The organism is Bacillus sp. FJAT-27245 (assembly GCF_001273955.1).
Taxonomy (GTDB): domain Bacteria; phylum Bacillota; class Bacilli; order Bacillales; family Cytobacillaceae; genus Bacillus_D.
In genome coordinates this window covers 3,427,281-3,453,285 of record NZ_LIGI01000001.1, presented here as the reverse complement: position 1 = coordinate 3,453,285, position 26,005 = coordinate 3,427,281, and the positions used below count along the sequence as shown (strand labels likewise).

The 26,005-nt window shown below is 48.5% G+C and carries 19 protein-coding genes; all 19 read left to right on the top strand.

What is annotated here, in order from left to right; translation table 11 throughout:
- The first annotated feature begins 60 nt into the window (after positions 1–60).
- The 19 genes from manA to ADU24_RS16880 all read left to right on the top strand — a co-directional run bounded on the left by manA (position 61) and on the right by ADU24_RS16880 (position 25,965).
- Positions 61–1,005 (top strand): mannose-6-phosphate isomerase, class I, encoded by a 945-nt coding sequence (gene manA / locus ADU24_RS16970; protein ID WP_053367732.1) that lies wholly within the window; start codon positions 61–63, stop codon positions 1,003–1,005.
- A 128-nt stretch (positions 1,006–1,133) separates the two neighbouring features.
- Positions 1,134–2,153 (top strand): histidinol phosphate phosphatase domain-containing protein, encoded by a 1,020-nt coding sequence (locus tag ADU24_RS16965; RefSeq protein ID WP_053367731.1) that lies wholly within the window; start codon positions 1,134–1,136, stop codon positions 2,151–2,153.
- A gap of 79 nt (positions 2,154–2,232) precedes the next feature.
- Positions 2,233–2,775: an MgtC/SapB family protein gene (locus ADU24_RS16960; protein ID WP_053367730.1), complete on the top strand. Its 543-nt coding sequence runs from the start codon at positions 2,233–2,235 to the stop codon at positions 2,773–2,775.
- Positions 2,776–2,793: 18 nt separating this feature from the next.
- Entirely contained in the window at positions 2,794–5,931 is a 3,138-nt protein-coding gene (locus ADU24_RS16955) for an alpha-mannosidase (protein ID WP_053367729.1), read from the top strand.
- Between the two features lie 160 nt (positions 5,932–6,091).
- Entirely contained in the window at positions 6,092–7,210 is a 1,119-nt protein-coding gene (locus ADU24_RS16950) for an ROK family transcriptional regulator (protein WP_053367728.1), read from the top strand.
- Positions 7,211–7,287: 77 nt separating this feature from the next.
- Positions 7,288–8,946: a DUF4091 domain-containing protein gene (locus ADU24_RS16945; protein WP_053367727.1), complete on the top strand. Its 1,659-nt coding sequence runs from the start codon at positions 7,288–7,290 to the stop codon at positions 8,944–8,946.
- A 223-nt stretch (positions 8,947–9,169) separates the two neighbouring features.
- Complete coding sequence (locus tag ADU24_RS16940; RefSeq protein WP_053367726.1) at positions 9,170–10,144, top strand: ROK family protein; 975 nt, start codon at positions 9,170–9,172, stop codon at positions 10,142–10,144.
- Positions 10,145–10,216: 72 nt separating this feature from the next.
- Positions 10,217–11,695, top strand: a complete 1,479-nt coding sequence (locus ADU24_RS16935; RefSeq protein ID WP_053367725.1) for a CehA/McbA family metallohydrolase — start codon at positions 10,217–10,219, stop codon at positions 11,693–11,695.
- Positions 11,696–11,747: 52 nt separating this feature from the next.
- Complete coding sequence (locus tag ADU24_RS16930; RefSeq protein ID WP_053367724.1) at positions 11,748–12,734, top strand: ABC transporter permease; 987 nt, start codon at positions 11,748–11,750, stop codon at positions 12,732–12,734.
- Between the two features lie 22 nt (positions 12,735–12,756).
- A complete protein-coding gene (locus ADU24_RS16925) occupies positions 12,757–14,454 on the top strand; it encodes an extracellular solute-binding protein (protein WP_053367723.1) in 1,698 nt (565 codons plus the stop codon).
- A 159-nt stretch (positions 14,455–14,613) separates the two neighbouring features.
- Positions 14,614–15,504 (top strand): carbohydrate ABC transporter permease, encoded by an 891-nt coding sequence (locus ADU24_RS16920; RefSeq protein ID WP_053367722.1) that lies wholly within the window; start codon positions 14,614–14,616, stop codon positions 15,502–15,504.
- A 39-nt stretch (positions 15,505–15,543) separates the two neighbouring features.
- Positions 15,544–16,464, top strand: a complete 921-nt coding sequence (locus ADU24_RS16915) for a metallophosphoesterase family protein (RefSeq protein WP_053367721.1) — start codon at positions 15,544–15,546, stop codon at positions 16,462–16,464.
- Between the two features lie 24 nt (positions 16,465–16,488).
- Positions 16,489–19,626: an alpha-mannosidase gene (locus tag ADU24_RS16910; protein ID WP_053367720.1), complete on the top strand. Its 3,138-nt coding sequence runs from the start codon at positions 16,489–16,491 to the stop codon at positions 19,624–19,626.
- Between the two features lie 60 nt (positions 19,627–19,686).
- A complete protein-coding gene (locus ADU24_RS16905; RefSeq protein WP_053367719.1) occupies positions 19,687–20,484 on the top strand; it encodes an endonuclease/exonuclease/phosphatase family protein in 798 nt (265 codons plus the stop codon).
- 22 nt (positions 20,485–20,506) lie between these two features.
- Positions 20,507–21,481, top strand: a complete 975-nt coding sequence (locus ADU24_RS16900) for an aldo/keto reductase (RefSeq protein ID WP_053367718.1) — start codon at positions 20,507–20,509, stop codon at positions 21,479–21,481.
- Positions 21,482–21,526: 45 nt separating this feature from the next.
- Positions 21,527–22,291 carry a sugar phosphate isomerase/epimerase family protein gene (locus ADU24_RS16895; RefSeq protein WP_053367717.1) on the top strand — a complete coding sequence of 255 codons (765 nt, stop codon included), beginning with the start codon at positions 21,527–21,529 and terminating at the stop codon, positions 22,289–22,291.
- 30 nt (positions 22,292–22,321) lie between these two features.
- Positions 22,322–23,125, top strand: a complete 804-nt coding sequence (gene iolB, locus ADU24_RS16890) for a 5-deoxy-glucuronate isomerase (RefSeq protein WP_053367716.1) — start codon at positions 22,322–22,324, stop codon at positions 23,123–23,125.
- Between the two features lie 81 nt (positions 23,126–23,206).
- Positions 23,207–24,217 carry a 5-dehydro-2-deoxygluconokinase gene (gene iolC, locus ADU24_RS16885; protein ID WP_053367715.1) on the top strand — a complete coding sequence of 337 codons (1,011 nt, stop codon included), beginning with the start codon at positions 23,207–23,209 and terminating at the stop codon, positions 24,215–24,217.
- 299 nt (positions 24,218–24,516) lie between these two features.
- Positions 24,517–25,965: a CoA-acylating methylmalonate-semialdehyde dehydrogenase gene (locus ADU24_RS16880; protein WP_053367714.1), complete on the top strand. Its 1,449-nt coding sequence runs from the start codon at positions 24,517–24,519 to the stop codon at positions 25,963–25,965.
- Positions 25,966–26,005 lie beyond the last annotated feature (40 nt).

The window sequence follows — 26,005 nt, the reverse complement described above, 5'->3', positions numbered from 1 at the left end:
TCTCTTTTGTGCCACTATTCTGACTATTATACTATTTTTTGTTGGTGGGAGGTTGGCGGGTTGGAGCCATTGTTTTTAAAACCGGTTTTTAAGGAGAGAATTTGGGGAGGAACCGCCCTTAAGGAGCAATTCGGATATGAGATTGACGGGGGCCAGGTCGGGGAGTGCTGGGCGATTTCCGCCCATCCGAACGGAGCTTCGGCAGTTGAAAATGGTTTGTACAAAGGGATGGCGCTCGATTTGCTTTGGCGGGAGCGTCCGGAGCTTTTTGGGAATCCGGAGGGAGAGGTTTTTCCGTTATTAACGAAGATCCTTGATGCCAATATGGATTTATCCGTCCAGGTGCATCCGGACGATACATATGCGAAAGCAAATGAGAATGGCGAGCTGGGAAAGACGGAATGCTGGTACATAATCGACTGCAAGGAAGGCGCAGAAATGATTTTCGGCCATAATGCGCGGACAAAGGAAGAGCTGGTGAGCCATATTCAGGAAGGAACATGGGATAACCTGCTTCGCCGGGTGAAAATAAAGCCGGGTGACTTCTTCTACGTACCGAGCGGGACCATCCATGCCCTTTGTGAAGGCACGCTTGTCCTGGAGACACAGCAAAGTTCGGACACAACGTACCGTGTCTATGATTATGGCCGCAGAGATGAGGCGGGGAATTTACGTGAATTGCATCTCGATAAAGCAATCCACGTAACCAGGGTGCCTCATGAGGATACAACGGTGGCACCCAGGATAGAGGAAAATGGAGTATACAAGATTACGATGTTTGTAGAATGTGACTTTTTCACGATCTATAAATGGGATGTCTCAGGCACAGCCCCCTTCTCCCTGAATGGAAAGTACCATTTGGCAAGTGTGATTGAGGGGGACGGCGCACTTTTGAAAAATGGACGTAACTATCCTCTGAAAAAAGGAAACCATTTCATCCTTCCTGCCGGGTTTGGCGAATTTGAAATCACAGGAAACTGCGAATTGATCGTTTCCCATCCCTAACGGCCCCACCGAAATGCGGGCCATCAGGCGGATAAACTTGTTTTCTGGCAGAGCAAAACTGCGGTGCCCGTAATAGCATGCTGGAAGAATTCTTATTCCTAGGATTGTAGCTGACTGGAGGAACAACATTGAAAAAGGTAGATTATCATTTGCATTTGGAAGAAGGTCCGTATTCACTGAATTGGCTGAACCGGACCAATATCGCCCTGGACTATTTTGCCCCGCTGACCGAGCAAAGGCATTCACTCGAGTGGTTGAAAAAGAGCTTGGACCGGCTGGCGGACCGGCTTCAAAAAGGCTCGTACGATCCGGCCTGGCTTGACCTGTACTTGCAGGAAGCAAAACGGAAGGGTCTGAGCGAGGTTGGGATCGTTGACCATTTATACCGGTTCCATGAAACGAGGGCCTATTTTGAACAGCATATGGACATTTGCGATACCGAGCTTGGAAATCTGCAGCGTACGTGGCTGAACCAGGTGATGACCGAATCGATGGAGGATTTTGTCCGGACGATTTCAGGGGCGAAAGAGCGCTGGGCCGCTGAGGGAATCACACTCAGGCTTGGCATTGAAGCCGATTATTTCCCAGGCGGTGAGGAAGAGTTAGCCGGGCTGCTTTCCCGTTTTGAATGGGATTATGTGATTGGTTCAGTCCATTTCTTCAATGGCTGGGGCTTTGACAATCCGGAAACACAGCATTTATTCGCAAACTACGACCTCGAGGAGCTATACAGCAACTTTTTCGCTGTCGTTGAAAAAGCAATCCGCAGCGGACTGTTCAACTTTGTCGCGCACCTTGATAATTTGAAGGTTTTCAATTACCGGCCAGATGAAAGTGTGCTGCTGCGGCATTATGAGCGGATTGGCAGGGCCTTGCTTGAAACTGATACGGCGACCGAAATTAACGCGGGCCTTTATTACAGGTACCCGGTGAAGGAAATGTGCCCAAGCCCGAAATTCCTTGAAATCCTGGCAAACATGGGCGTCGCCATTACAACATCCTCCGATTCGCATTTCCCGGACGACATCGGCAACTATGTTGACATGAATACGAAGCATCTCCTTGAGCTGGGCGTTGGAGAGATTGCCACTTTTGAAAAAAGAAAAAGGATCATGAAACCAATCCGGGAAGCCGTCAATAGAAAGTAAAGCTTTAACCTGCCAGTGGGGGGGCAAATACGCTGGCAAATCGACATCAGGGCTGCAAATATGCCAAGGAGGAAAGGAAATGGAGCATTTAGGCATTTTTTACGAGGAGCATTTACTTAAGAATATTGAGATTTATGTCCGGATTGTCATAAGCGGGCTTCTCGGAATGTTTATCGGCTGGGATCGCAGCGCGAAAAATAAGCCGGCCGGCCTGAAAACTTTCACATATGTTTCCGTTTCCTGCACCCTGATTACGATTATCTCGATTTACAGCGCCGAAGTTTTCGGGAATTCGAACATGAATAACCGGATGGACCCGATGCGCCTCACCGCCCAGATTGTGTCCGGGCTCGGTTTTTTGGGGGCCGGGCTGATCATCAAGGACGGCTTGCGGATTAAAGGGCTCACCTCCGCGGCAATGGTGTTTTTTGCCGGGGGAGTCGGAATTGGGATAGGCGCGGGGTTCTATGGCATCGTTCTAGCTTCCGTCCTCATTACGTTCCTTTTGGCGAAATTGGGGAATTTTATTGAAGAAAAACATTTGGAGCACGAAGAAAAGCAAAAACAGATGAAAAACGATGAAACGCATAAACATGAACGATACAAAAACGTTGGGTCTTAAGGAAAAAGGAGAATGGTCATGTTTTTAACGGAAGATAAATTACAGGAGCGGCTTGAAGAGCTTGAACCGTTCCGCTATCGCGACAGCCGGCCGGTGAATTCATTTCTGGCATTGGACGATGACGGGGAAATTGGCCTAAGGCCGCCGGCTATTGGCGAACACCATAAAGAAATGCGGCTCGGCGACCATTGGGAAGGCCGGGATACATACAAATGGCTCCAGGCAACGGTCATGTTTCCTGCTGAATGGCATGGCAAACGGGCGGCGGGGATATTCCGTTTCGGAAAAACGGGCGGCGGCACGAATTCCGGGTTCGAGTCACTCCTGTACGTAAATGGCGTGCCCTATCAGGGGGTCGACTCGAATCATGAGGAAGTGCTGTTCAAAAGCGATGTCATCGGGAAGGAAACGGAGCTGTCATTCCGGATGTGGACAGGGCTCGAAGGCGGCGGCCCGCGAAAGGTGATGCGCTATCAGCTGAGCAGGGCGGAGATTTGCCTCCTTGATGAAAAAGTGGATGACTTTTACTATACGGCTTTGGCGATGCATCAGACAATCCTTGAATTGCCGGAAGCCGATCCGAACAGGTCGGAGCTGCTGACACTTCTGGATGAAGCGTTCAGGCTGCTTGACTGGACAATTCCCGGTGATGACCAGTTTTATGAATCATGCTACCTTGCCCATGAATATGTAACGGCAGGCCTTGAACGCCTGGAGAAGCATCACCCTGTAACGGTCCATTGCGTCGGGCATACCCATATCGACGTGGCTTGGCTATGGCAATTGAAGCATACCCGCGAAAAGGCGGCTCGTTCCTTCTCGACCGTCCTCCGCCTGATGGAGGAATATCCCGACTATTTGTTCCTGCAGTCACAGCCCCAGCTCTACGAATTCATCAAACATGATTACCCCGATATTTACGAAGGAATGAAGGCACGGATTAAGGGTGGGCAATGGGAAGCGGAAGGGGGGATGTGGCTTGAAGCGGACTGCAACATCCCGAGCGGGGAGTCGCTTGTCAGGCAAATCCTTGTCGGGAAGCGCTTTTTAAAAGAGGAATTCGGGGTTGACTGCAAAGTACTATGGCTTCCCGATGTATTCGGCTATAGCTGGGCGCTACCGCAGATTCTGAAAAAGTCGGGCATCGATGCGTTCATGACGACAAAAATCAGCTGGAACCAGTATAACAGGATGCCCCATGATACGTTTTACTGGAAGGGGATTGACGGGACCGAGCTGCTGACGCATTTCATTTCGACTCCGGAGCCATGGAATCCGGAAGACTCCTGGTTTTATACATACAATGGCCGGATGACGGCAAGGACAGTCAACGGTACCTGGAAAGGCTACCGCAATAAAGCGATGAACAAGGAGCTTCTCCTTTCCTATGGCTACGGCGATGGTGGCGGCGGCGTCAATCGGGAAATGCTTGAAATGCGGAGGAAGCTCGACAAAATGCCAGGCATCCCACATGTGAAGGAAGGCAAGGCGGGAGACTATTTCCGAAAGCTTCAGGAAACGGTTGAGAATACAAAGCAGTATGTCCACCGCTGGGATGGGGAGCTGTATTTGGAATACCACCGTGGGACCTATACGAGCCAGGCGTTCATGAAGCGCGAAAACCGGAAGCTTGAGCTTGCACTAAGGGATTGGGAGCTCTTCGGGGTTCTCCATACCCTGAAGGACGGCTGGGAAGCGTACCCGGCAGAGGCAGTTCAGGCTGCCTGGAAAATTGTCCTGCGTAACCAGTTTCATGATATCATTCCGGGTTCCTCGATTCGCGAGGTGTATGAGGATGCCGCAATCGAGTACAGGGAAGCGTGGGAGCTTATCCGCAGCCAGTCCGAAATAACTGAAGCAGCGCTTTTTGCGCCTGCGGAACATACATATACACTCTACAATTCGGGTTTATGGGAGGAAGGCCAGGTGGCGCTTATTCCGTATGATCAGACAAATTGTGGGGAAGGAGTATTTTTGGGACAGGGCGGGAGGACGCTTGCCGCGCAGAAATCCCCGGAAGGCTGGCGGGKTTTTTCTGAAAAGCTAAAGCCATTCGCGGGCCAGGTGATTACGTTTGCAGTGGGGCAGGCGCAAGAACCGGCAAGCATGCCGTTCTCTTATGAAAATAAGCAACTGTCGACGCCGTTTTATGACGTGAGCTGGGATGAAAACGGGCATATCAAAACCCTGTTCGATAAGGAAGCAGGCCGGAGTGTCCTTGCGCGCGGTGCGAAGGGGAATGTGCTGCAGCTGTTCGAGGATCGGCCCTTGGCACACGATGCATGGGATATCGACATTTTTTATCAGGAGAAAATGACTGAGTTGGAACAGCTTGTTTCTTTTGAAGTGAAGGAAATGGGCCCGATCCGTATCGTCCTTCAAATGAAATGGAGATATCATTTGTCGACAGTCACGCAGGATGCCATCTTTTACAGCCATACAAAACGGATTGATTTCCAGACCGATGTCGAATGGCATGAACGCCGGAAGCTGCTGAAGGCAGCATTCCCGGTTGATATCCGTTCAACAGAGGCGACGTTTGATATTCAATTCGGAAATGTGAAACGCCCGACGCATTGGAATACGTCCTGGGATATGGCGAAGTTTGAGACGGTTGGCCACCATTGGGCCGATTTATCGGAAACGGGGTATGGGGTAAGCTTGTTGAACGATTGCAAATACGGGTATGACGTATACGGCAATACTCTCCGGCTATCGCTTCTGAAAAGCCCAATGCATCCGGATACGGAAGCGGATCAGGGCGAGCATCGTTTCACTTACTCGCTCTACCCGCATTTGGGCGATTGGCGGGAAGCTGGAACACATCGCGAGGCATGGCAGCTCAATTCACCACTTCACGTCTTTCCGGGAGTTTCCGAGCTTGCGGATAAGCCATTGATTCAGGCGGATTGCCGTAATATCCATATCAGCGCGGTCAAAAAGGCCGAGGACTGTGTCGGCATAATCATCCGGTTCCATGAATTCGAAGGCAGGAGAGGAACGGTCACTTTGTCCTGCGGCCTTGAAGTTAAATCCTGGCAGGAAACAGATTTAATGGAGAAGCCAGTTGGCGAGGCATTTAAAGGAAACGCACTTTCCATCTCTGTTGCGCCTTACGAAATCAAAACCCTTTTGGTCAGATTGAGGCAACAATAAAGACTGCTGCCATCCCCCCCTTGCAAATTTTGTAGAAATATAGCCTATGAGATCCGAATATTCTTTTCAATCAGCTGGAAGTTTGATACATTCATGTTAGTTTATATTTTTGCAAAAATTGCCGTTGAATAAGACAGTAGAACTTATTAAGGGGATTCAGATGAAAAAAGGGCATATAGAATTAATAAAAAAAATGAATCGTGATCTTGTATTGGAGGCAATCCGAAATGAGCAGCCAATTTCCCGGGCGAAAATTTCCAGGAAGCTCGGCATAAGCCGTTCAACTGTGTCCTCCATTGTTGATGAATTGATAGAGAAGAAGTTTGTCACCGAGCTTGGGTACGCCGAGTCAACGAAAGAAGGCGGCCGGCGTGCCATTGAGCTCGGCTTTAATCCTAGCTCGGGATATGGTGTCGGCGTCGACATTTCCAGTTCGAGGCTCTATATCTGCATTGCGGACCTTAATGGGACGGTTGTTTATAAAGAAACCCTTTCCCCGACAAACCAGCTTCATATCATTAGGGAGTCCATAAAAAAATGCGTCGCCTCATCCGGGATTTCCATTACGCAAATCATTTCCCTTGGATTCTGTTTTCCTGGAACAGCCGACAGTGAGCGCGGCATGGTCGATGCCCCTGAGCTGCAATGGGAAAACATCGAATTCATCCCTTATATGAAACAGGCTTTTTCGATGCCAATGTTTATGAACAACAATGTAAACTGTTTGGCCCTCGGCGAAAAATGGCTTGGGAAAGCAAAAAATATGGATGATTTCATTTATATTTTTATCGAGAGGGGAATTGGAAGCGCTATCTTGGCCAATGGCGATTTGATTCAGGGGAGAGACTTTTTAGCCGGTGAAATTGGATATTTTAGCTTCCAGACTGATGCCGGCTTTGATGGAATAAAAGGGCTTGGCATTTACGGGCCGTTCGATCAGCAGGCTTCACTCCTAGCCTTTGAGCGTCAATCCATTGATTTCAACGACCTTATGGATAGGTATGGGAAGCTATCTGCCGATGAGCAGCTGATGGTGGACAATTTTACTAAAACCTTGTCTCTTGGGATCGCCAATATGATTAGCATGCTAAATCCGGAAAAAGTCATCATTGGCGGCATAATGGGGAAGGGATTGTCACCTATTTTACCCGAGCTCGAAAGCGCGATAAAAAACTATACGCCGCTTCGATGCGGGATTGAATTGTCGTCCGAAAATGAGGATATCGGAGTACTTGGCATTATTTTATATTCTTTTGCCCAGGTAAGGGACTGGCTTTAATTTATTGCTTTCTTTTTTTTATTATAGTTTGTTTCGATGAAGAACAAACAAACGATAAAGAGGCAGGTGCTTGCAGAATGGGAACGGATAATCGGATTGAAACCAAGTGTTTAAGCTCGTTAACAAAAGTATTTTCCGATATTGATTTGCAGGATAGGCCTTTTACAAAAGGGTCGGCACTCCTAAACGAGACGTACTCCTTTCAGGTCGCCTACCGGGGGAAGAGGCTCATAAAAAATGTCCTGGTGAAGGTATCATCTCCTTTTGCCACAGGGGTTTCCGTCCGTTCTGTCGGGCTTGTTCCATCGGAGCTACCATGCCATCTAGGCCATGACAGTATCATTCTCCGCTCCACGCCCGGACTTTATCCTGATCCGCTTTTCCCGATTGAGGAAAACGGCGGAATTGTCGTATTCCCCGAACAGTGGCGTTCCGTATGGATTTCAATCGAGTTGAATGAGGATACCGAACAGGGAATTCAGTTGATTGAAATAATTTTTGAGGATGAAGAAGGCCTTCCTATCGGACGGGAGGTATTTGAGCTAGAAGTGATTCCTGCAAAGCTTCCCGTACAGAAGCTCATCCATACGGAATGGTTCCATGCGGATTGCCTGTCTACACATTATCGGGTGGACACATTCAGCGAAGAGCATTGGGCGCTGATTGGAAAGTATGTTAAAACGGCCGCGGACCATGGCATGAACATGATTCTTACGCCTTTGTTCACTCCTCCCCTTGATACGGAAGAAGGCGGAGAGCGGCCTACGGTCCAGCTTGTTGATGTGGAAAAATCGGGGGATTCGTACAGGTTCGGCTTCCGGAAACTGGAGAGATGGATTTCCGTCTGCACGGAGAACGGGATTTCCTTTTTTGAATTCTCCCATCTGTTTACGCAATGGGGCGCTAAACACGCGCCAAAGATACTTGGGCTAGAAAACGGAAGCGTTAAGCGGCTTTTCGGCTGGGAAACGGATGCCTCCGGGGAGGAATACAAAAACTTCCTCGATCAATTTTTACCTGAGCTAGTAAGTTTCCTTAAAAACCATGGTCTTGAGGAGAAAAGCTATTTTCATGTTTCCGATGAACCAAACCTCGAACATCAGGCTTCTTATCAACAAGCGAGTGAAATGATGACAAATCATTTGGAGGGTTTTCCAATCATCGATGCCCTTTCCGATTTTTCTTTTTACGAAAAGGGGCTTGTTAAAAATCCGATACCGGCCAACGACCATATCGGCCCTTTTCTGGAAAATGGGCTTGAAAATCTCTGGACGTATTACTGCAATGCGCAGCACAGGCTGGTGTCGAACCGTTTCTTCTCCATGCCGTCATTCAGGAACCGGGTCCTTGGCATTCAATTATATAAATATAATTTAACTGGCTTCCTTCACTGGGGATATAACTTCTGGTATTCGCAGTATTCAAGGAAACAGATTGATCCTTTCAAAAATACCGATGCGAATTACTCCTTTCCATCCGGCGATTCCTTTCTCGTCTATCCGGGGGAAAGTGGGCCGATTGAGTCACTCAGGCTGGAGGTTCTTCATGAGGCCATTCAGGATTTGCGGGCCCTTGAACTTCTTGAAAGCCTCATCGGCAAGGAGAGGGTTTTAGAAATCGTTGAGGATGGCCTTGACCAGGAGCTTACCTTTAGTACCTATCCCCTGGAGCATTCCTGGTATTTATCCAAACGGGATCAAATAAATCACGAAATTAAAAAGTTCTATACAAGGTAAAACATGCATTCTGCTGCATTAAGAAGGTTTTTTACTATGTGTATATTGTAAATTGTTTTAATTTTTAGCAAATTTGGTTGACAGGTAAAAATGCCAACATTTATACTGAAGCTATAGTTAGTTCTATCCAAGAACAAACTAACTAAACAAGTTTTGCAATCGGAATTAGGTAGGAAACGCACGATCCTGATTAACACATTTCAAGTACAACGGGGAGAATACTATGATACAAAGTGCCAAAAGGAAGCCTGGTCAGGAGCTTACGAAGAAATATGGGATTGGAGTCGATATTGGAGGCACCAAGATCATTATTTGTATCGCTGATTTACAGGGGAATATTGTTTATAAGCATAAGGTGCCAAGTACAAGCAGCTATACTGACATCCATCAGCATGTTAAAGACGCTTTGCGGGCTATGGACATATACCCTGAGGAAGTTGCAGCCGTGGGTTTCGGCGTCCCGGGGATTACCGACAGCTACCGGGGGACCATCATTGATGCGCCCGCGTTCAAATGGAAAAACGAGCCCTTCCTGGAAAGGATGCAGCAGTATTTCAACTGCCCGATTTTTGTGGACAATGACGTAAATTGCGCCGCGCAAGGTGAACACTGGCTTGGAAGTACACGAAACATTGAAAACTTTGTCCTTATTACGATTGGGACAGGGGTGGGAAGCGCTATATTTTCCAATGGCTCTATTGTTCAGGGAGAGCAATTTATGGCCGGTGAGATTGGCTATTTCCTTTCCGATAGGGACATTGAGAAAGCGCATACAAATTTGCTGGGCGAGTTCGGGATTTTTGAAAAAAAGACATCCGGTACCGCATTATCCCGCCATGGATACGAACCAAGAGTCCTTTTTCAAAACTATAAACAAGGCGATCGTGTGGCGTTGGAGGTCATCAATCAATTTGTCACGAATCTTGCTCTTGCAATCGCGAATATTACAAGCCTACTGAATCCGAATAAAGTGGTAATAGGCGGAGGCGTTTCAAGTTCGATGGGAATCATCCTCGATAAGCTTCGCCTGAAGGTTTCACAATTCACTCCAATTCCCGTAACAATAGAGCTTTCCGCACTTGGTGAAGAATCAGGCGCGGTGGGAGCACTTGCTTTTGCACTGGTTCAAACCGGCTTATATGAAAATAATAAACTCATTGAACCGTATGGCCATAATGAAAGTGTATCAATTCTTTGAAAAAATTTTACAAAWAAACGAAAGCGGTTTCATTCGTTAAGGATGTAGCACATTTAAACAGGGGGAGTCTTTTTGGAGAGGGCAGCAATGATAAAGACGAAGCTTGGGAACTATTCAATTGCCGTGACGCCGGAATGCCATCAGAGCCATATGATTTTTCGTGTTGAAGTTCCCGAGTCCACGGAGGAGCTGGTCATCCATTACTCTTATTCACCAACTGAACAAGCAAATGAAGCTAATTTGGATAAGTTGTTTTCCCGATTCCAAAAGGACAATAACATGGCTTCCTCAGACCGTGAGTACATCCGGTCGGTCAGGAACCTGATTACGGTTTCCGCCAAATCGAGCGATGGATTCGAAGGGAGCTGCCATCGATTTGAATCGATTGGGAAGATTGTCATTAACGGTACCCAATCAACTCCTGGAATGCTGACCGGCAAAGTCCATCCTGGTTTTTGGGACATTTCCTTCAACTTTCACGCACTTGTCACGGAGAAGGCAGAAATCCAGTGCACGATTGAAGCGATACATAGCGAAGAAAGAACCTCCTGGCAGCCAATCGAGCTGGCCGAGGTCAAAAAAGAAAAATTGAATCGGGAAAAGCACACATGGCAGAATACCTATTTCCACAAAATTGAGCTTCACTCCCATACGCTGCATAGCGATGCAAGGCAGTCTGCGAACGAGCTGATCGAGGAAGCGGTAAAGCGGAATTTCGACTGGCTCGCAATCACTGACCATAATACGCTCAGCGCCTTTGATGAAATCAATCCAGATGACTACCCGATCCAATTTATTAAGGGACTGGAAATGACAACCTTGCATGGGCACTTCCTGACGCTTGGGTATGGTGATCAGAAACCGGTTGATTGGACCTCGATCGACAGGGTTAACATCAATGAAAAGCTGAGGGAGATGAAGGAGCAGGGGCTGCTGATTGGCATTGCCCATCCCTTCGATGTTGGCAGCCCGTATTGTACAGGCTGCCGCTGGCAATATGCGTTGGAGTCGCTTGAATGGGTCGACTTTATCGAGGTTTGGAATTCAGAGGACCCGCACCTGTCGATGTCCAGTGCCGATGCAATCGCCAAATGGACGCAGCTGTTGAACAGCGGCATTGAAATCCCGGCAACGTGCGGCAGGGACTGGCACCATTCCGATACCGAGCGGAGGCCCGCCTATTTTTATGTGTCGGCTGAAAAGGATGCCGGCCAAAAAGATATTTTAGAAGCTATTAAACTCGGCAGGAGCTACATCACCCTTTCACCGCGGGTTGATTTCCGTGTCAATGGAAAATGGAGCATGGGTGATAGGATCCATTTGGACGAGATCGATGAATTGGACATCCGGCTTGTCTTGGAAGATTCGGATGAAGCAAAAGAGATCATCATCGAGTCGAATTTGGGAGATTTATATAGAAGCGATAGGCCGGTGGCGGATTGCCGCATTGAAAAAGGCCAATTGAACGGCCTTCTCTGGCTCCGCGCAACCGCATACGACGAAAATCAAAACAGAGTAATGCTCACGAATCCGATTTATTTTGAAAGCTGAATAGGAACGTAGTATTGAAGAGGAAGAGCAACTAGAAAGGGGGACATGTTCCATGGAAGTTACACCCGAGAACCAAATCACGCCAAAGGTAACAGTCCAAAAGAAAAGCAAACTCAAAAAAGCAAGACCTATGAAAATGACAGTTAAGAACATCTGGAAACACCGCGCCATGTATATCATGCTCTTGCCGTGTATCATCTTTTTCATCATCTTCTCCTATCTGCCAATGGCGGGGATGGTGCTGGCATTTAAGGAGTTCCGCTTTGACACAGGCCTGTTTGGCGGGCCGTGGGTCGGATTGAAATACTTCGAGCGTTTCTTCCAGGACCCGCAAAGCTGGGTTTATGTAAAAAATACACTGATCATCAGCGGGATGAAGCTGCTCCTGGCAATGCCATTCCCGATTATTTTGGCCCTGATGTTCAATGAAATTAAAAACAACAAGCTAAGGAGTTTTTTCCAAAGCATTTCTTATATGCCCCATTTTTTATCTTGGGTCGTTGTTGTTGGGATCATCCAGAGTATACTCGCGCCAAATACAGGTTTGCTGAACGAAATGATTTCTTCTGCGGGAGGTGATGGAAGTACATATTTCTTAATGGATGAAGACTATTTTCACTCAATCATGTTTTGGAGTTATGTGTGGAAGGATATCGGCTGGAGCTCGATCATCTATTTCGCGGCGATTGCCGGCATCGACCCGGCGCTCTATGAAGCAGCCGCGATTGACGGTGCGAGCAAGCTAAGGCAGATCTGGCACATTACCTTGACTGGTATACGGCCAACCATCTTGATTCTGTTCATCCTGTCCTTGGGCAATATTCTTTCCGCGGGGTTTGATCAAATCTACTTATTGAAAACACCAGGAAATGCAGAAGTTTCAGAGATTATCGATACGTACGTCATTCGTACTGGGCTGCAAAGCGGCCAGTTTGGCTATGCGACAGCCGTAGGCATGATGCAAGGGGTTGTAGGATTGTTGGTTGTACTGGCGGTAAACCGTTTTGCAAGCAAGAAATTCAACACTTCACTTTGGTAAACCAATTAGGGGGAAAATTTTTATGAAAAAAACTTCATTCAAATTCTTGGTGTTGCTTATTATCGGTGTAATGCTCCTGTCTGCTTGTAAAAGCAAGGATTCCAACGCAAATGAAAAAAGAGAAAAGCCTGAAGGAGCTCCGGACACATGGATTGCGGACCGGACCATTAAAGGGCTTGTGTTCATGAGTGATGGCGACGTTTCCGCGGAAATGAATCCGGAAATTGCAGCGGAACTAAAAAAGCGGACAGGGATTAGCCTGGAACTGCAGGGCATTGCTGTTGAGGATTCAACAGAAGCGCTTACTGCCGGCCTCGCATCAGGCGACCTGCCTGATTTCATCGCATACTATCTTGACCATAGCGGACGCCCGGAGATGCAAATCCTCCTGAAAGCGGCTCGCGAAGGCATGTTCCATGATCTGACTCCAAGCTTGAAAGAAACTAAGATTTACAGCAAATATTTTGAAGACGGCTACCTGCCGGCTGATACGAAGAACAACATTATGTTCAGGGATGAATTCAAAGGAAAGAGCTACTTCGTCCATATGTCCATTCAGCGTAAACCAGGTACTGTCACGAGGAAGTATGTCGGAGGCCCATATATCCTTCAGGATGTAGTGGACAAGCTGGGCATCAATCCTGCTGAAATCGATACAACGGATGAGCTTAAGGATCTTGCTGAAAAAATCAAGGCTGCCAACCTCAAGGATGTAAACGGCAAGCCAATTACACCGATTGGCCCGACTGCATGGGGCGGAGCTGACAGGGATTTCATCTTTAACGACCTTGTCTGGTCCGGAGCAAGCGGCGAAAAATTCCTTAAAGACAGTGACGGTAAAATCAAGCACGAATCGCAAACAGATTACGGCCTGAAGCGCGTCAATTTTATCAGGGGATTGTTGAAGGACGGCCTTCTGCATCCAGAATTCTTCACAATGGAAGAAAACAGGGCGAAGGAAGGCATCGTCAACAAGTCATTTGGCATCGTGGCCGACATGCACAATTATGTTGTCCAAAACAACGACATGAAGTATATCCCGCTAGGGCCGATTGATACAGTGGAAGGCGATTACCAAATGCAATTATCGTATAAGTCAGGCTATGCAGGCTGGTCCATCCCATCCACAACGAAGAATCCGGAAGATATCGTTAAGCTGGCCGATTTCCTTGCAAGCCGCGAAGGAAAGCTTCTTTCCCACTACGGCCTTGAAGGCAGGGATTACACGCTTGATGAAAACGGCAACCCGCTTGTGAAAAAAGAAGTCCTTGAATTGAAAAACAATGATCCGGAAGCCGCCGCGAAACTTGGCTTCAGGGGCGTCCGTTCTTTCTGGGCCGAGCACCTCGGCTACACGGATATGGACAATAAGGAGGATTTCGGAGAATTTGAGTATGGCGCAAGGGTTTCCGGCGAGGATACACAGACGGCTGATAAGATACTTCAAATGTGGAATTACGATGAAAAGTTCCAAAACGCAAAAGTCGTCGACGGTTCAACGCCTAAGTCATTTATTTTCGAATTCGACAACGGCGACAACCTGAACATCGCTCTGGATTCTTACAATGAAAATCTGCTGCGCGCCTATTACAGCAAATCAGAGGCCGACGCGAAGAAAATTTTGAAAGAGTCCCAAAAGCAGCTTGAAAAAGCCGGGCTGAACAAGTACATCAAACTGATTGAAGAGAAAGAACAAGACGGTACGACCATTAAATTCTAGCAGACTGCCTGTTAGCGGCCTATAGACCAGCTTCCTTTCTTATCACGTAAGAACTCTTTTCATCTTATAAGGGAATCCGTTCCGGGTTAATGTAATCGGGCGGGTTCCCTAAAACAAACGAATTGAAAAGGAAGCCGAATTGAATAAAGGGGGATCTGCATGCACCACGAGAAAAAATGGAGCTTCTTCAAAGTCCTGAATATTGCCCTTGTTGGACTCCTTTGCCTATCGATCATTCTGCCCTTCTTGAATATCCTCGCTCTTTCTCTTAATGAAGGAACCGATGCGCAAAGAGGCGGGATTTATTTTTTCCCAAGGGAATTCAGCGTTGAAAATTATATTGAAGTCTTTAAGCAATCAACCGTGCTGAATGCACTTGGTATCAGTGTATTCAGGACTGTTGTAGGAACCGCGGTCAGCGTATTATTGACTGCGATGGCGGCTTACGCCCTTAATACAAAAACATTGCCGGGTAGAAGATCGATTACCTTTTTTATCTTTTTCACGATGTTATTTAGCGGGGGGATTATCCCGTATTATTTGGTTTTAACAGAGCTTAAGCTAACTAACACCATTTGGGTGTATATAATCCCAAGCCTGTACAGTGTCTGGAACATCCTGATTATGAGGACGTTTTTCGGCCAATTGCCTGATAGTGTCATAGAAGCCGCCCGGATTGATGGCTGCAGCGAATTCCAGATTTTCTTCAAGATTATCCTTCCGATGAGTAAGCCGGTTCTTGCAACGATTGGATTGTTCAATGCTGTCGGCCATTGGAATGACTGGTTTTCAGGGGCATTCTATGTCAGGGATCCCGGATTGAAGCCGCTTGCCACGCTCCTGCAGGAAATGCTGACACGCCAGCAGGCTTTGGCGGATGCATTGCTCCGAAACTCTGGCGCCTATGCGGCCCTGGAAAAAATTACGGTCACGGGTGACTCATTGAAAATGGCAACGATCATTATTGTCGTCGCTCCTATCATCATCATCTATCCGTTTATCCAGAAGCATTTTACAAAAGGTGTCAATATCGGCTCTGTAAAGGAATAGGCAGCTTCGAAATCGACATATGATGGGGGAGACATGAGGATGGCACGATTAAAATTTAAACAGGATGGTACCTTTACCATTGTCCAATTTACGGATCTGCATTGCGAGAACGGCGATGAGCTGGACGTGCGGACAAACCAATTGATGGAACAAATCCTGGGCGAGGAAAAGCCGGACCTGGTCGTCTTTACTGGCGATTTGATTTACAGCCCGAACAGCGCTGATCCAAAAGCGGCCCTGAGGGGAGCGATTGAGCCGGCAGTGAAGGCAAATGTTCCCTGGGCGGCGGTATTCGGCAACCATGATACGGAAGAAGGAATTTCAAAGGAAGAGCTTCTTTCCGTCATGAAGGAATCCCACTATTGCCTTGCGGAAGCCGGCGAAGTGAGCGGAACCGGAAATTTTATCGTTGAATTGGCGGGTTCAACTGCTGAAGAACCGCAATGGGCCTTCTTTTTCCTCGATTCCGGAATGGATAATCCGAACAAACTGGTCGGTGGCTATGATTTTATCAAACGCGACCAGATCGAGTGGTATGTGAAAGAATCGAGTGCATTGAAGGAGCGGTATTCGGCGGCTCCAGCTGAACTGCACTTTTTCCATATACCTCTTCCAGAGTATAAGCAGGTTTGGGAGTCCGGGAATTATGCCGGCAATATGAAGGAAGGCGAAATTTGCAGTCCTGAAGTCAATTCCGGCCTGTTTTCGGCAATGGTTGAAATGGGCAATGTTAAAGGGACCTTCGTCGGGCACGACCATCTCAATGATTTCTGCGGTGAATTGTATGGCGTCAAGCTATGCTATGGCCGCGCGACCGGTTATAACGGCTATGGGGATGAGGACTTTCCGCGGGGAGCCCGGGTGATTAAGCTTCAGGAAGGCAGCCGGGAGTTTGAATCGTACCTGCGCCTGGCTGATGGAAGCAAAGTTGTTCAGGAAAAGGAAACGATTAAAGGATAAGTTTTGTAAAGGAGCGGGTCATTGGTGTTTTGGACAGAGAAAAAGCTAGATAGCCGCATAAGAGAATTGGAGAAATACCGGTACCGTGACCGTATTGTAATTCCGGAGCTCCGCTATCAATTGGACAGGACGGAGGGCGTCATCGTCCCAGCTCCACCAAAGGATGGCGGATGGTCGACAATCTCCATTGGAGACAATTGGACGGGGCGCGACTTGTATGCCTGGCTGCAGGCGGACGTTGACATTCCCGCAGAGTGGAAAGGCCGTACGGTCGTTGGCTTGTTCGACTTTGGCAAAACAGGGGACGGCAACAATTCAGGGTTTGAGTCCATGCTGTATGTAAACGGCAAACCGTATCAGGGAGTGGACTCCAACCATAAGGAAGCGTTCTTGCCGGATGGATGCATCGGGTCGAAGGTTGAGCTGTCATTCCGTTTATGGTCCGGCCTTGAAGGAGGCGGCCTTCCGAAGCCTCTTGAGCATAAAATCAGGCAGGCTGAAATTACCTGGCTGGATGAAGCGGCTGACGATCTTTATTATACGGCGGCTGCGATATTGAAAACCGTCAACGTCTTGAATGAGCATGCCCCGGAACGCCATGCGCTGTTAGCGGCAGTTGACCGGGCATTTCTGCTTGTGGATTGGTCGAGGCCAGGCTCGGATGCCTTTTATCAATCGATAGGACATGCACGTGAACTGTTGGCAAAAGAGTTTGCAGAACTTAAGAGCCAGCATCCCGTTGCGATTACCGCAATCGGGCATACCCATATCGATGTTGCCTGGCTATGGCGGCTGAAGCATACACGTGAGAAAGCGACACGTTCATTTTCCACCGTGATGCGTTTAATGGAACGCTTTCCGGAGTATGTCTTTTTGCAGACACAGCCGCAATTATATGAATACATAAAAAATGATTTTCCTGAACTGTATGAACAGATCCGCGACCTCGTAAAAGAAGGGCGCTGGGAGGCAGGCGGTGCAATGTGGCTTGAGGCCGATTGCAACATTCCATCCGGCGAATCGCTCGTCCGCCAGCTGCTTGTCGGAACGCGCTTTTTCAAAGAGGAGTTCGGAGCGGATTGCCGCTATTTATGGCTGCCGGATGTTTTTGGCTATAGCTGGGCACTGCCACAAATTTTGAAGAAGTCCGGCATCGATACATTCATGACAACGAAAATCAGCTGGAACCAGTACAACCGGATGCCGCATGACACATTCATGTGGAGGGGGATCGATGGTACCGAAATCCTGACTCACTTCATTACCACAACCGATACCGATGACGACTGGAAGCATATCTACACGTATAACGGCCAAATCTTGCCGGAAACGGTTACCGGTACATGGACGGAGTACCGTGATAAAGCGATAAACCAGGAATTGTTGATTTCATACGGCTATGGTGATGGCGGAGGCGGGGKGAACCGCGAGATGCTCGAAATGCGCCGCCGCCTCGAGGACATGCCTGGCATCCCCCGCGTGAAAACCGGACGCGCGGATGACTATTTTGCCAGACTGCAAGAAACTGTGGAACGTTCCGATCAATATGTTCATACATGGGACGGGGAACTGTATTTCGAATACCATCGCGGAACGTACACGAGCCAGGCCTATAACAAGAAGATGAACCGGAAACTCGAATTGCTCTACAGGGAAACAGAATGGCTTAGCGCCCTGAATAGCCTTTTCGCAGCGGATTTTGGCCTGTATCCGCTGGAAGAACTGACGGAAGGCTGGAAAATCATCCTTCGCAATCAGTTCCATGACATAATTCCGGGAACGTCCATCAGGGAAGTGTATGAGGACAGCACGCTTGAATACGCGGAGGCTGAATCGCTGGGCCGCTCGCTTCTGGAGGAATCAGTCGGAAAGCTTGTAACCGGAGGGGGACATTCGTATACCGTGATGAACTCCTCAGCCTGGCAAAGAGCAGGCCTTGTTTCCATCCCGGCAGAAAGCGGAATGGAGCACGGAAAATGGACAGATTTGAATGGCGAAACACTTGATGCGTGCCTTGACGGGGAAACATGGCTCGTCCAGGTGGAAACCGTTCCGCCGACAGGCATGACAAGCATCCAGTTTGAAAATGGAGCAGCGGATGAAAGTGCGTCAACGCCATTTGAAGTCCTGCCTTCCGGCGTTGTGAGCCCATTTTATGAAATCGAATGGGACGGGCACGGCCAGTTAACGAGGCTGTATGACCGCAAAGCCGGCCGCGAGGTTTTGGCCAGCGGAGCCAAAGGAAATATCCTTCAAGTATTTGAAGATAAACCAATGAATTTCGATGCATGGGACATTGATATTTACTATCAGGAAAAGATGCGCGAAATCAATGAGCTTCAATCCGTACAGGTTGTTTCAATGAACCCGCTCCGTATGGTTGTTGAGTTCAGATGGTCTTACATGGATTCAGCGATTGTTCAAAATATGGTCCTGTATGCCAAAAGCCCACGGATTGATTTCGCGACTGAAATCGATTGGCATGAACAGAACCAGCTGCTGAAGGCCGCCTTCCCTGTCAATGTCCGTGCGACCGAGGCAACGTTTGATATCCAGTTCGGGAATATCAAGCGCCCGACGCATTGGAACACAAGCTGGGATATCGCCCGGTTTGAGACGGTTGGGCATCAATGGGCGGATTTATCCGAGCGCGGATACGGTGTCAGCATCCTGAATGACTGCAAGTACGGGCACGACATTAAGGACAATGTCATTCGCCTCACATTGCTGCGGTCTTCGACAGATCCGGATTACCTTCAGGACCAAGGGCATCATTCCTTCACGTATTCGCTTCTCCCTCATGAAGGCGATTGGGCGGACGGCAATACAGTGCAGGAGGCATGGGATCTGAATAGTCCTCTTGCTTTTGCAAAAGGGGAGGCCGTGAAGCCTGAGTTCTCCCTTTTCCGCCCTTCCGCAGACAATATCGTGATTGATGCGATTAAAAAAGCGGAAGACAGCGATAAAATCGTTCTCCGTGTCCATGAATTTACAGGGGCACGCGGGAGGATGGAGATTGCGGGCGATCTGGCAATCCGTTCTTGGCAGGAATGTGATTTAATGGAACGTCCTATCGGCCAGGAAGTAGCTGGGGATACGATTTCTTTTGAGATTCAGCCGTACGAAATCAAAACATTTCTTGTCGACATCAGCCATTCATAGGAGGAAGGCCTGCTGCAGTTAGCGCACGGCCTGGCCCCCTCGGGCTGGAAGGAGTAGAACATGACGGCAACCGAAACCATTCGTGTGATGACATACAATCTGAAATATGCCGACAATGATCCACCGCATTCGTGGCCCGGGCGGAAGGAGCTTGTCAAAGAAATAATCGTGAATGAAGCACCGGACCTGATAGGAACACAGGAAGGGCTTTTTCCCCAACTGGAGGACCTGGCGGAGTTGCTGCCGGGTTACCGGTGGGTCGGTTTGGGCCGGGAAGGCGGAAGCCAAGGGGAATACATGGCTATTTTGTATAAGCACGAACGCCTAAGAGTACTTGAATATGGCCATTTTTGGCTTTCCGATTCGCCCTCCCTTATTGGCTCTTGCACTTGGGGGAATATTTGCCCGAGGATGGTTACGTGGGTCCGGTTTCTTGATTTGAAAACAAAGCAGCATTTCTATCATTTTAATACGCATCTTGATAATCATTCCGAATTGGCCAGGATTGAGGGTGCGAAATTACTTGCTCAAAGGGCGCTTGAGCTTGATTCGGCCATGCCCATTGTGGTGACAGGCGATTTTAATGAAAACCAACAATCTGAAGCGTATCGAATCCTCGCTGGTGAAGGACCGTTTTCTGATACTTGGTATTTGAGTGCGCGGAGGATCAATGAGGAATTGGGTACGTTCAATGATTTCAGCGATCCGTCTGGAGGGAACGAACGGATTGACTGGATTCTTGTACGAGGCAATACAGAAGTAAGGACAGCAAAAATCGTTGGGGACCGTCCCGGCGGGCAGTTCCCAAGCGACCATTATCCGATCGTTGTAGAAATGCAATTGGAAGTGCATCTTTGAGATTTTTTGGAGGGACAAGAGGATGAAATACCTAACTGTCGAAGGAATGAAAGACAACCAGCCGGTACAAATCGACATCTCCCAGCTTATCCTGGGTTCGGGAGACTTTTTCCAATTTGGCCCAGAAAATGTTACGGCATTATTGGATACCTTTGTTGAAATTGGCGGCAACACGCTTGATACGGCCCATCAATATATCCGCGGCGAGGAAATCATTGGCGAGTGGATGGAACAGCGGCAAAACCGTGATAAAATCAGGATTTTAACAAAAGGGGCGCACAATGATGACGGAGAACCCGGCAAGCGTGTGAACCCTTCTTCGATTACAAAGGATCTAATGGAAAGCCTTGAACGGCTCCGTACGGATTACATCGATTTGTATGCCCTCCACCGCGATGATGAGGATGTGGAAGTCGGCCCCATTGTTGAGGTTCTGAACGAGCATATCAGGGCAGGCCGGATCCGCGCAATCGGAACATCCAACTGGAAAACAGAGCGCATCAAAGCTGCCAATGACTATGCGAAAAAGCACAACCTTGTCCCGTTTACGTTCAACAGCCCTAACCTGAGTCTTGCGAAATGCAAAATTCCGCGCTGGCCGGGCTGTGTTTCCGCTGATGAGGAAATGATCCAATACCATGCTGAAGAAAATTTGCCTTTGCTGTCCTGGTCCTCACAGGCAGGCGGATTTTTCTCGGGATATTTCACACCGGAAAACCGCGAGAATGAAGAAATGGTCGAAGTCTATTACTCTGACGAAAACTGGGAGCGGTACGACAGGGCGAAGCATCTAGCGGAAAAGCTCGGAGCCACGCCAATCCAAACCGCACTCGCATATGTACTGAACCAGTCATTCCCGACAGCCGCCATCATCGGCCCTGGAAAAAAGGAGGAGCTTCTTTCCTCCTACGAGGGTTCCAAACTTCCTCTGGACGAGGAAATGGCCGAGTGGCTTAACCTGAAAGCAACTAACAAACCAGCATTATTGCAATCCTAATCTCAATTTTTTAAGAGGACAGGTTCCCCTGGAAGGATGATCAACATGAAACATAAATTTGCCGCACAGCTCTATACATTGCGCAACGAACTCCAACAGGATTTTCCGGGCGTTTTGCGGAAATTGAGCGAAATGGGCTGGCAAGCCGTCCAAATTGACGGACTGTTCAGCTACGAGGCCGAGGAAATTGCCGCCGTGCTGAAGGAAACCGGATTGAAGGTAGCCGGCATGCACATTAGCCTTGAGCGGATGAATACAGAACTTGAAACGGTCCTTAAGGAAGCCGACCTATTCGGCACAACCGATTTCTTCTGCCACTACCTTGAGGAAGATTACCAAAACGAAGCGGGCTACAGAAGGGCTAAAAAGGAACTGCTTGAAGTGGCCAAAAAAGTCGCTCCGCTCGGTTATCGTGTCGGATACCATAACCATGATTTCGAGTTCAAGACTAAAATTGACGGTGAATACGCGCTGTCCTATCTGCTTCAGCCTGAAGGGAACCTATGCATTGTTCCCGAGCTGGATACGTACTGGGTCAAAATGGGCGGCGAAGATCCGCTTGAATTCATCAAGCAATATCCGAACCGGATGCCAATCCTCCACTTTAAGGACATGACAACTGACGGCCGAAACTATTTTGCCGAAGTTGGCACGGGCAGCATCGAGTTTGAACCGATTCTTCAATGGGGCGAGGAACATGGCGTCGAGTATTACTGTGTTGAACAGGATTATTGTCCGGGAAGCCCGTTCGACAGCCTGAAAACGAGCCTCGATAATCTGGTGGCCATGGCTGCGAAGCTTGGATTATAGGAGAGAGTTTTCTAGAGTGAGGTGGAAATGATGTCAAAGCTTATTATCAGCCCGGGACAACGGGATGAAAAAGGAAAAGTCCTCGCCGTCAGCCCCGAATCGGCAGGATGGGATTATGTCGGGTTTGAAGTATACCAGCTGAAGCAGGGTGAGGTTTTGGCACGGGAAACCTTCAATCAGGAAGCATGTCTTGTGTTATTGAGCGGGATTGCCGATGTAAAAACAAACGAAAAAACATTTGAACAAATCGGCGAGAGAATGGATGTGTTTGAAAAAACGCCTCCTTATTCCGTTTATGTGCCAGCCAATGACTCATTCGAGGTCGAGGCGAGCACGGATCTGGAACTGGCAGTCTGCCTTGCACCAGGGGGCGGCTCTTTTGAAGCGAGGCTGATCAGTCCGGAGAAAGTCGGCTACGAACAGCGCGGAAGCGGGCATATGTCGCGAACCATCCATAACATCCTTCCCGAACAGGAACCGGCGCACAGCTTATTGGTTGTGGAGGTATTCACTCCAGGAGGGAATTGGTCAAGTTACCCGCCGCATAAGCATGACCAGGATAATTTGCCTGTGGAATCATATTTGGAAGAAACGTATTTTCATAAAATCAACCCAGGCAAAGGGTTTGTCATGCAGCGGGTTTACAATGACGACCGTTCGCTCGATGAGGCGCTGATTGTGAAAAACGGGGAAGTCGTGCTTGTCCCGGAAGGCTATCATCCGGTTTCAGCCCCGCCCGGCTATGATTCCTACTATTTAAATGTCATGGCGGGACCGGTCAGGACATGGAAGTTTCATAATGATCCCGACCATGAATGGCTTTTTAAAAAATAGCCGTTCTGTACTGGCCAGGAATGGGTTTTCTCAAAAGCAACCCTTTCTGCAGGGCGTAAAGTTTTCAAAGGGGGCAATGGCGTGAATCCAATTCGTTTTCCCGGGGAACGGGAGCTTGATTTCATTGCGCTCGGTCGCTTATGCATCGACCTGAATGCAAATGAGATTAACTGTCCAATGGAAGAGACAAAAACATTTACAAAATATGTTGGCGGGTCACCGGCCAATATTGCAATCGGTGCTTCAAGGCTTGGATTGAAGAGCGGCTTTATCGGAAAAGTATCAAATGACCAGATGGGCCGTTTTATCGTCCGCTATTTAACCGAAAATGGAATTGATACAGCAGGAGTTTCCGTTGATCACACCGGCGCCGTTACAGGGCTGGCCTTCACCGAAATTAAAAGCCCGGAAGAATGCAGCATTTTGATGTACCGCGACAATGTCGCCGATTTGAAGCTGTCGCCGGCTGACGTTTCGGAGGAATATATTAAACAGGCTAAGGCACTGCTGATTTCCGGAACTGCCCTGTCCGCGAGCCCGTCCAGGGAGGCGGTTTTCCTCGCTTTGGAATATGCCAGGAAACATGGGGTCACTGTTTTCTTCGATGTGGATTACCGTCCTTATACGTGGCCATCCTCCGCGGAACCGGCCATCTATTATAGCCTCGCCGCCGAGAAATGCGATGTCATTATCGGGACACGCGAGGAATTCGATATGATGGAGCAATTTAACGATAATCCTTCATCCAATGATGAAGTGACAGCGGGCAGGTGGTTTGGCCATCACGCTAAAATCGTGGTCATCAAGCATGGATCGGAAGGCTCGATTGCTTATACGAAAGCGGGCGACGTGTTCATGGGCAGCATTTTTAAAACAAAGGTCCTGAAAACATTCGGCGCGGGCGATTCGTATGCTTCTGCTTTCATTTACGGATTGATGCAGGGATGGACGATTGACATGGCGATGGAGTTCGGAAGCGCCTCGGCGTCGATTGTCATATCAAGACACAGCTGTTCGGAAGCGATGCCAACCGTTCGTGAAATTACGGAGTTTATCGAGAAGAGCAAAGGCGAGGAGCAGGTAACTCCTTAACATTTGAACGAATATTTTTTGGGGCATAATAGCATGGTTCGGCGTTAGGCGGATGGAGTTCCTATTTAGCGGATAAACCAACGAATTTGGCGGATAAGAGTCCTAGTTTGGCGGATATACCAACGAATTTGGCGGATAAGAGTCCTGTTTAGCGGATATACCAACGAATTTGGCGGATAAGAGTCCTTGTTTGGCGGATAAACCACCTAATTTAGCGGAATAGAGTCCCAGTTTGGCGGAATTATAGTTTGATAGAGCATCAATAATGATAGTTTCAGCAAAGAAGGAAGGAATACAATATGACGAATGTAGTGAAAAACTATATCGGTGGGGAATGGCTGGAATCCCGGTCCGGGAATACGGAGCCTGTTTTCAATCCGGCGACAGGTGAAGTCATTGCCTACGTCCCAATCTCATCAAAAGAAGAATTGAATAAAGCGGTCGAAGCGGCTAGCGAAGCGTTCAAAACTTGGAAGGAAACGCCTGTGCCAAGAAGGGCGAGGGTCATGTTCAAGTACCAGCAGCTGCTTGTGGAGCATTGGGATGAATTGGCGAAACTGATTACCGTTGAAAACGGCAAGAACTACAAGGAAGCGTACGGGGAAGTGCAGCGCGGAATCGAGTGTGTCGAATTTGCAGCGGGCGCTCCAACGTTGATGATGGGCAAGCAGCTTCCGGATATCGCTTCCGGGCTGGAGTCCGGCATGTACCGTTACCCGATTGGGGTTGTCGGCGGGATTACGCCATTCAACTTCCCGATGATGGTTCCTTGCTGGATGTTCCCGCTTGCGATTGCATGCGGCAATACATTTGTATTGAAGCCTTCCGAGCGGACGCCGCTTCTCGCAAGCCGGCTTGCCGAGCTTCTTGAAGAAGCGGGTCTGCCGAAAGGTGTCTTGAATCTTGTACACGGCGCTCATGATGTGGTGAATGGCCTGCTTGAGCACAAAGATGTCAAGGCGATTTCATTTGTCGGTTCGCAGCCGGTTGCGGAATATGTGTACAAGACTGCTTCCGCCAACCTGAAGCGTGTCCAGGCTCTTGCGGGTGCGAAAAACCACTCGATTGTCCTGAACGATGCGGACCTTGATGTTGCAGCAACGCAGATTACGGCGGCGGCATTCGGTTCGGCTGGCGAACGCTGCATGGCCTGCTCTGTCGTTGTTGCCCAGGAAGGCATAGCGGACGAGCTGGTTGAAAAGCTCGTGAAGGCGGCCAATGAAATCCAAATCGGCAATGGCTTGGATGAAAATGTGTTCCTCGGCCCTGTCATCCGTGAAGGGCATAAGGAGCGGACACTTTCTTATATCAAAAGCGGTGTAGAAGATGGGGCGAGCCTGCTCCGTGATGGCCGCGAAGATGAGCAGAGCAATGGGGACGGCTATTTCGTCGGCCCGACGATTTTTGATAATGTGACCCAGGAAATGAAAATCTGGCAGGATGAAATTTTTGCGCCGGTTCTATCGATAGTCCGTGTAAAGTCTTTGGAAGAAGCGGTTGAATGGACGAATCAATCCCGATTTGCCAACGGTGCATGCATCTTTACAAAGGATGGGGGAAGTGTCCGACAGTTCCGTGAAACAATCGAGGCGGGAATGCTCGGAGTAAATATCGGGGTACCCGCTCCGATGGCCTTCTTCCCATTCTCTGGATGGAAGGATTCCTTCTATGGTGACCTGCATGCCAATGGCAGCGACGGAGTCGAATTTTATACAAGGAAGAAAATGATTACAACCCGCTGGTCATAGCGGATAGATAGGAATGCGGCCGGACAGAAAAGGATCATTT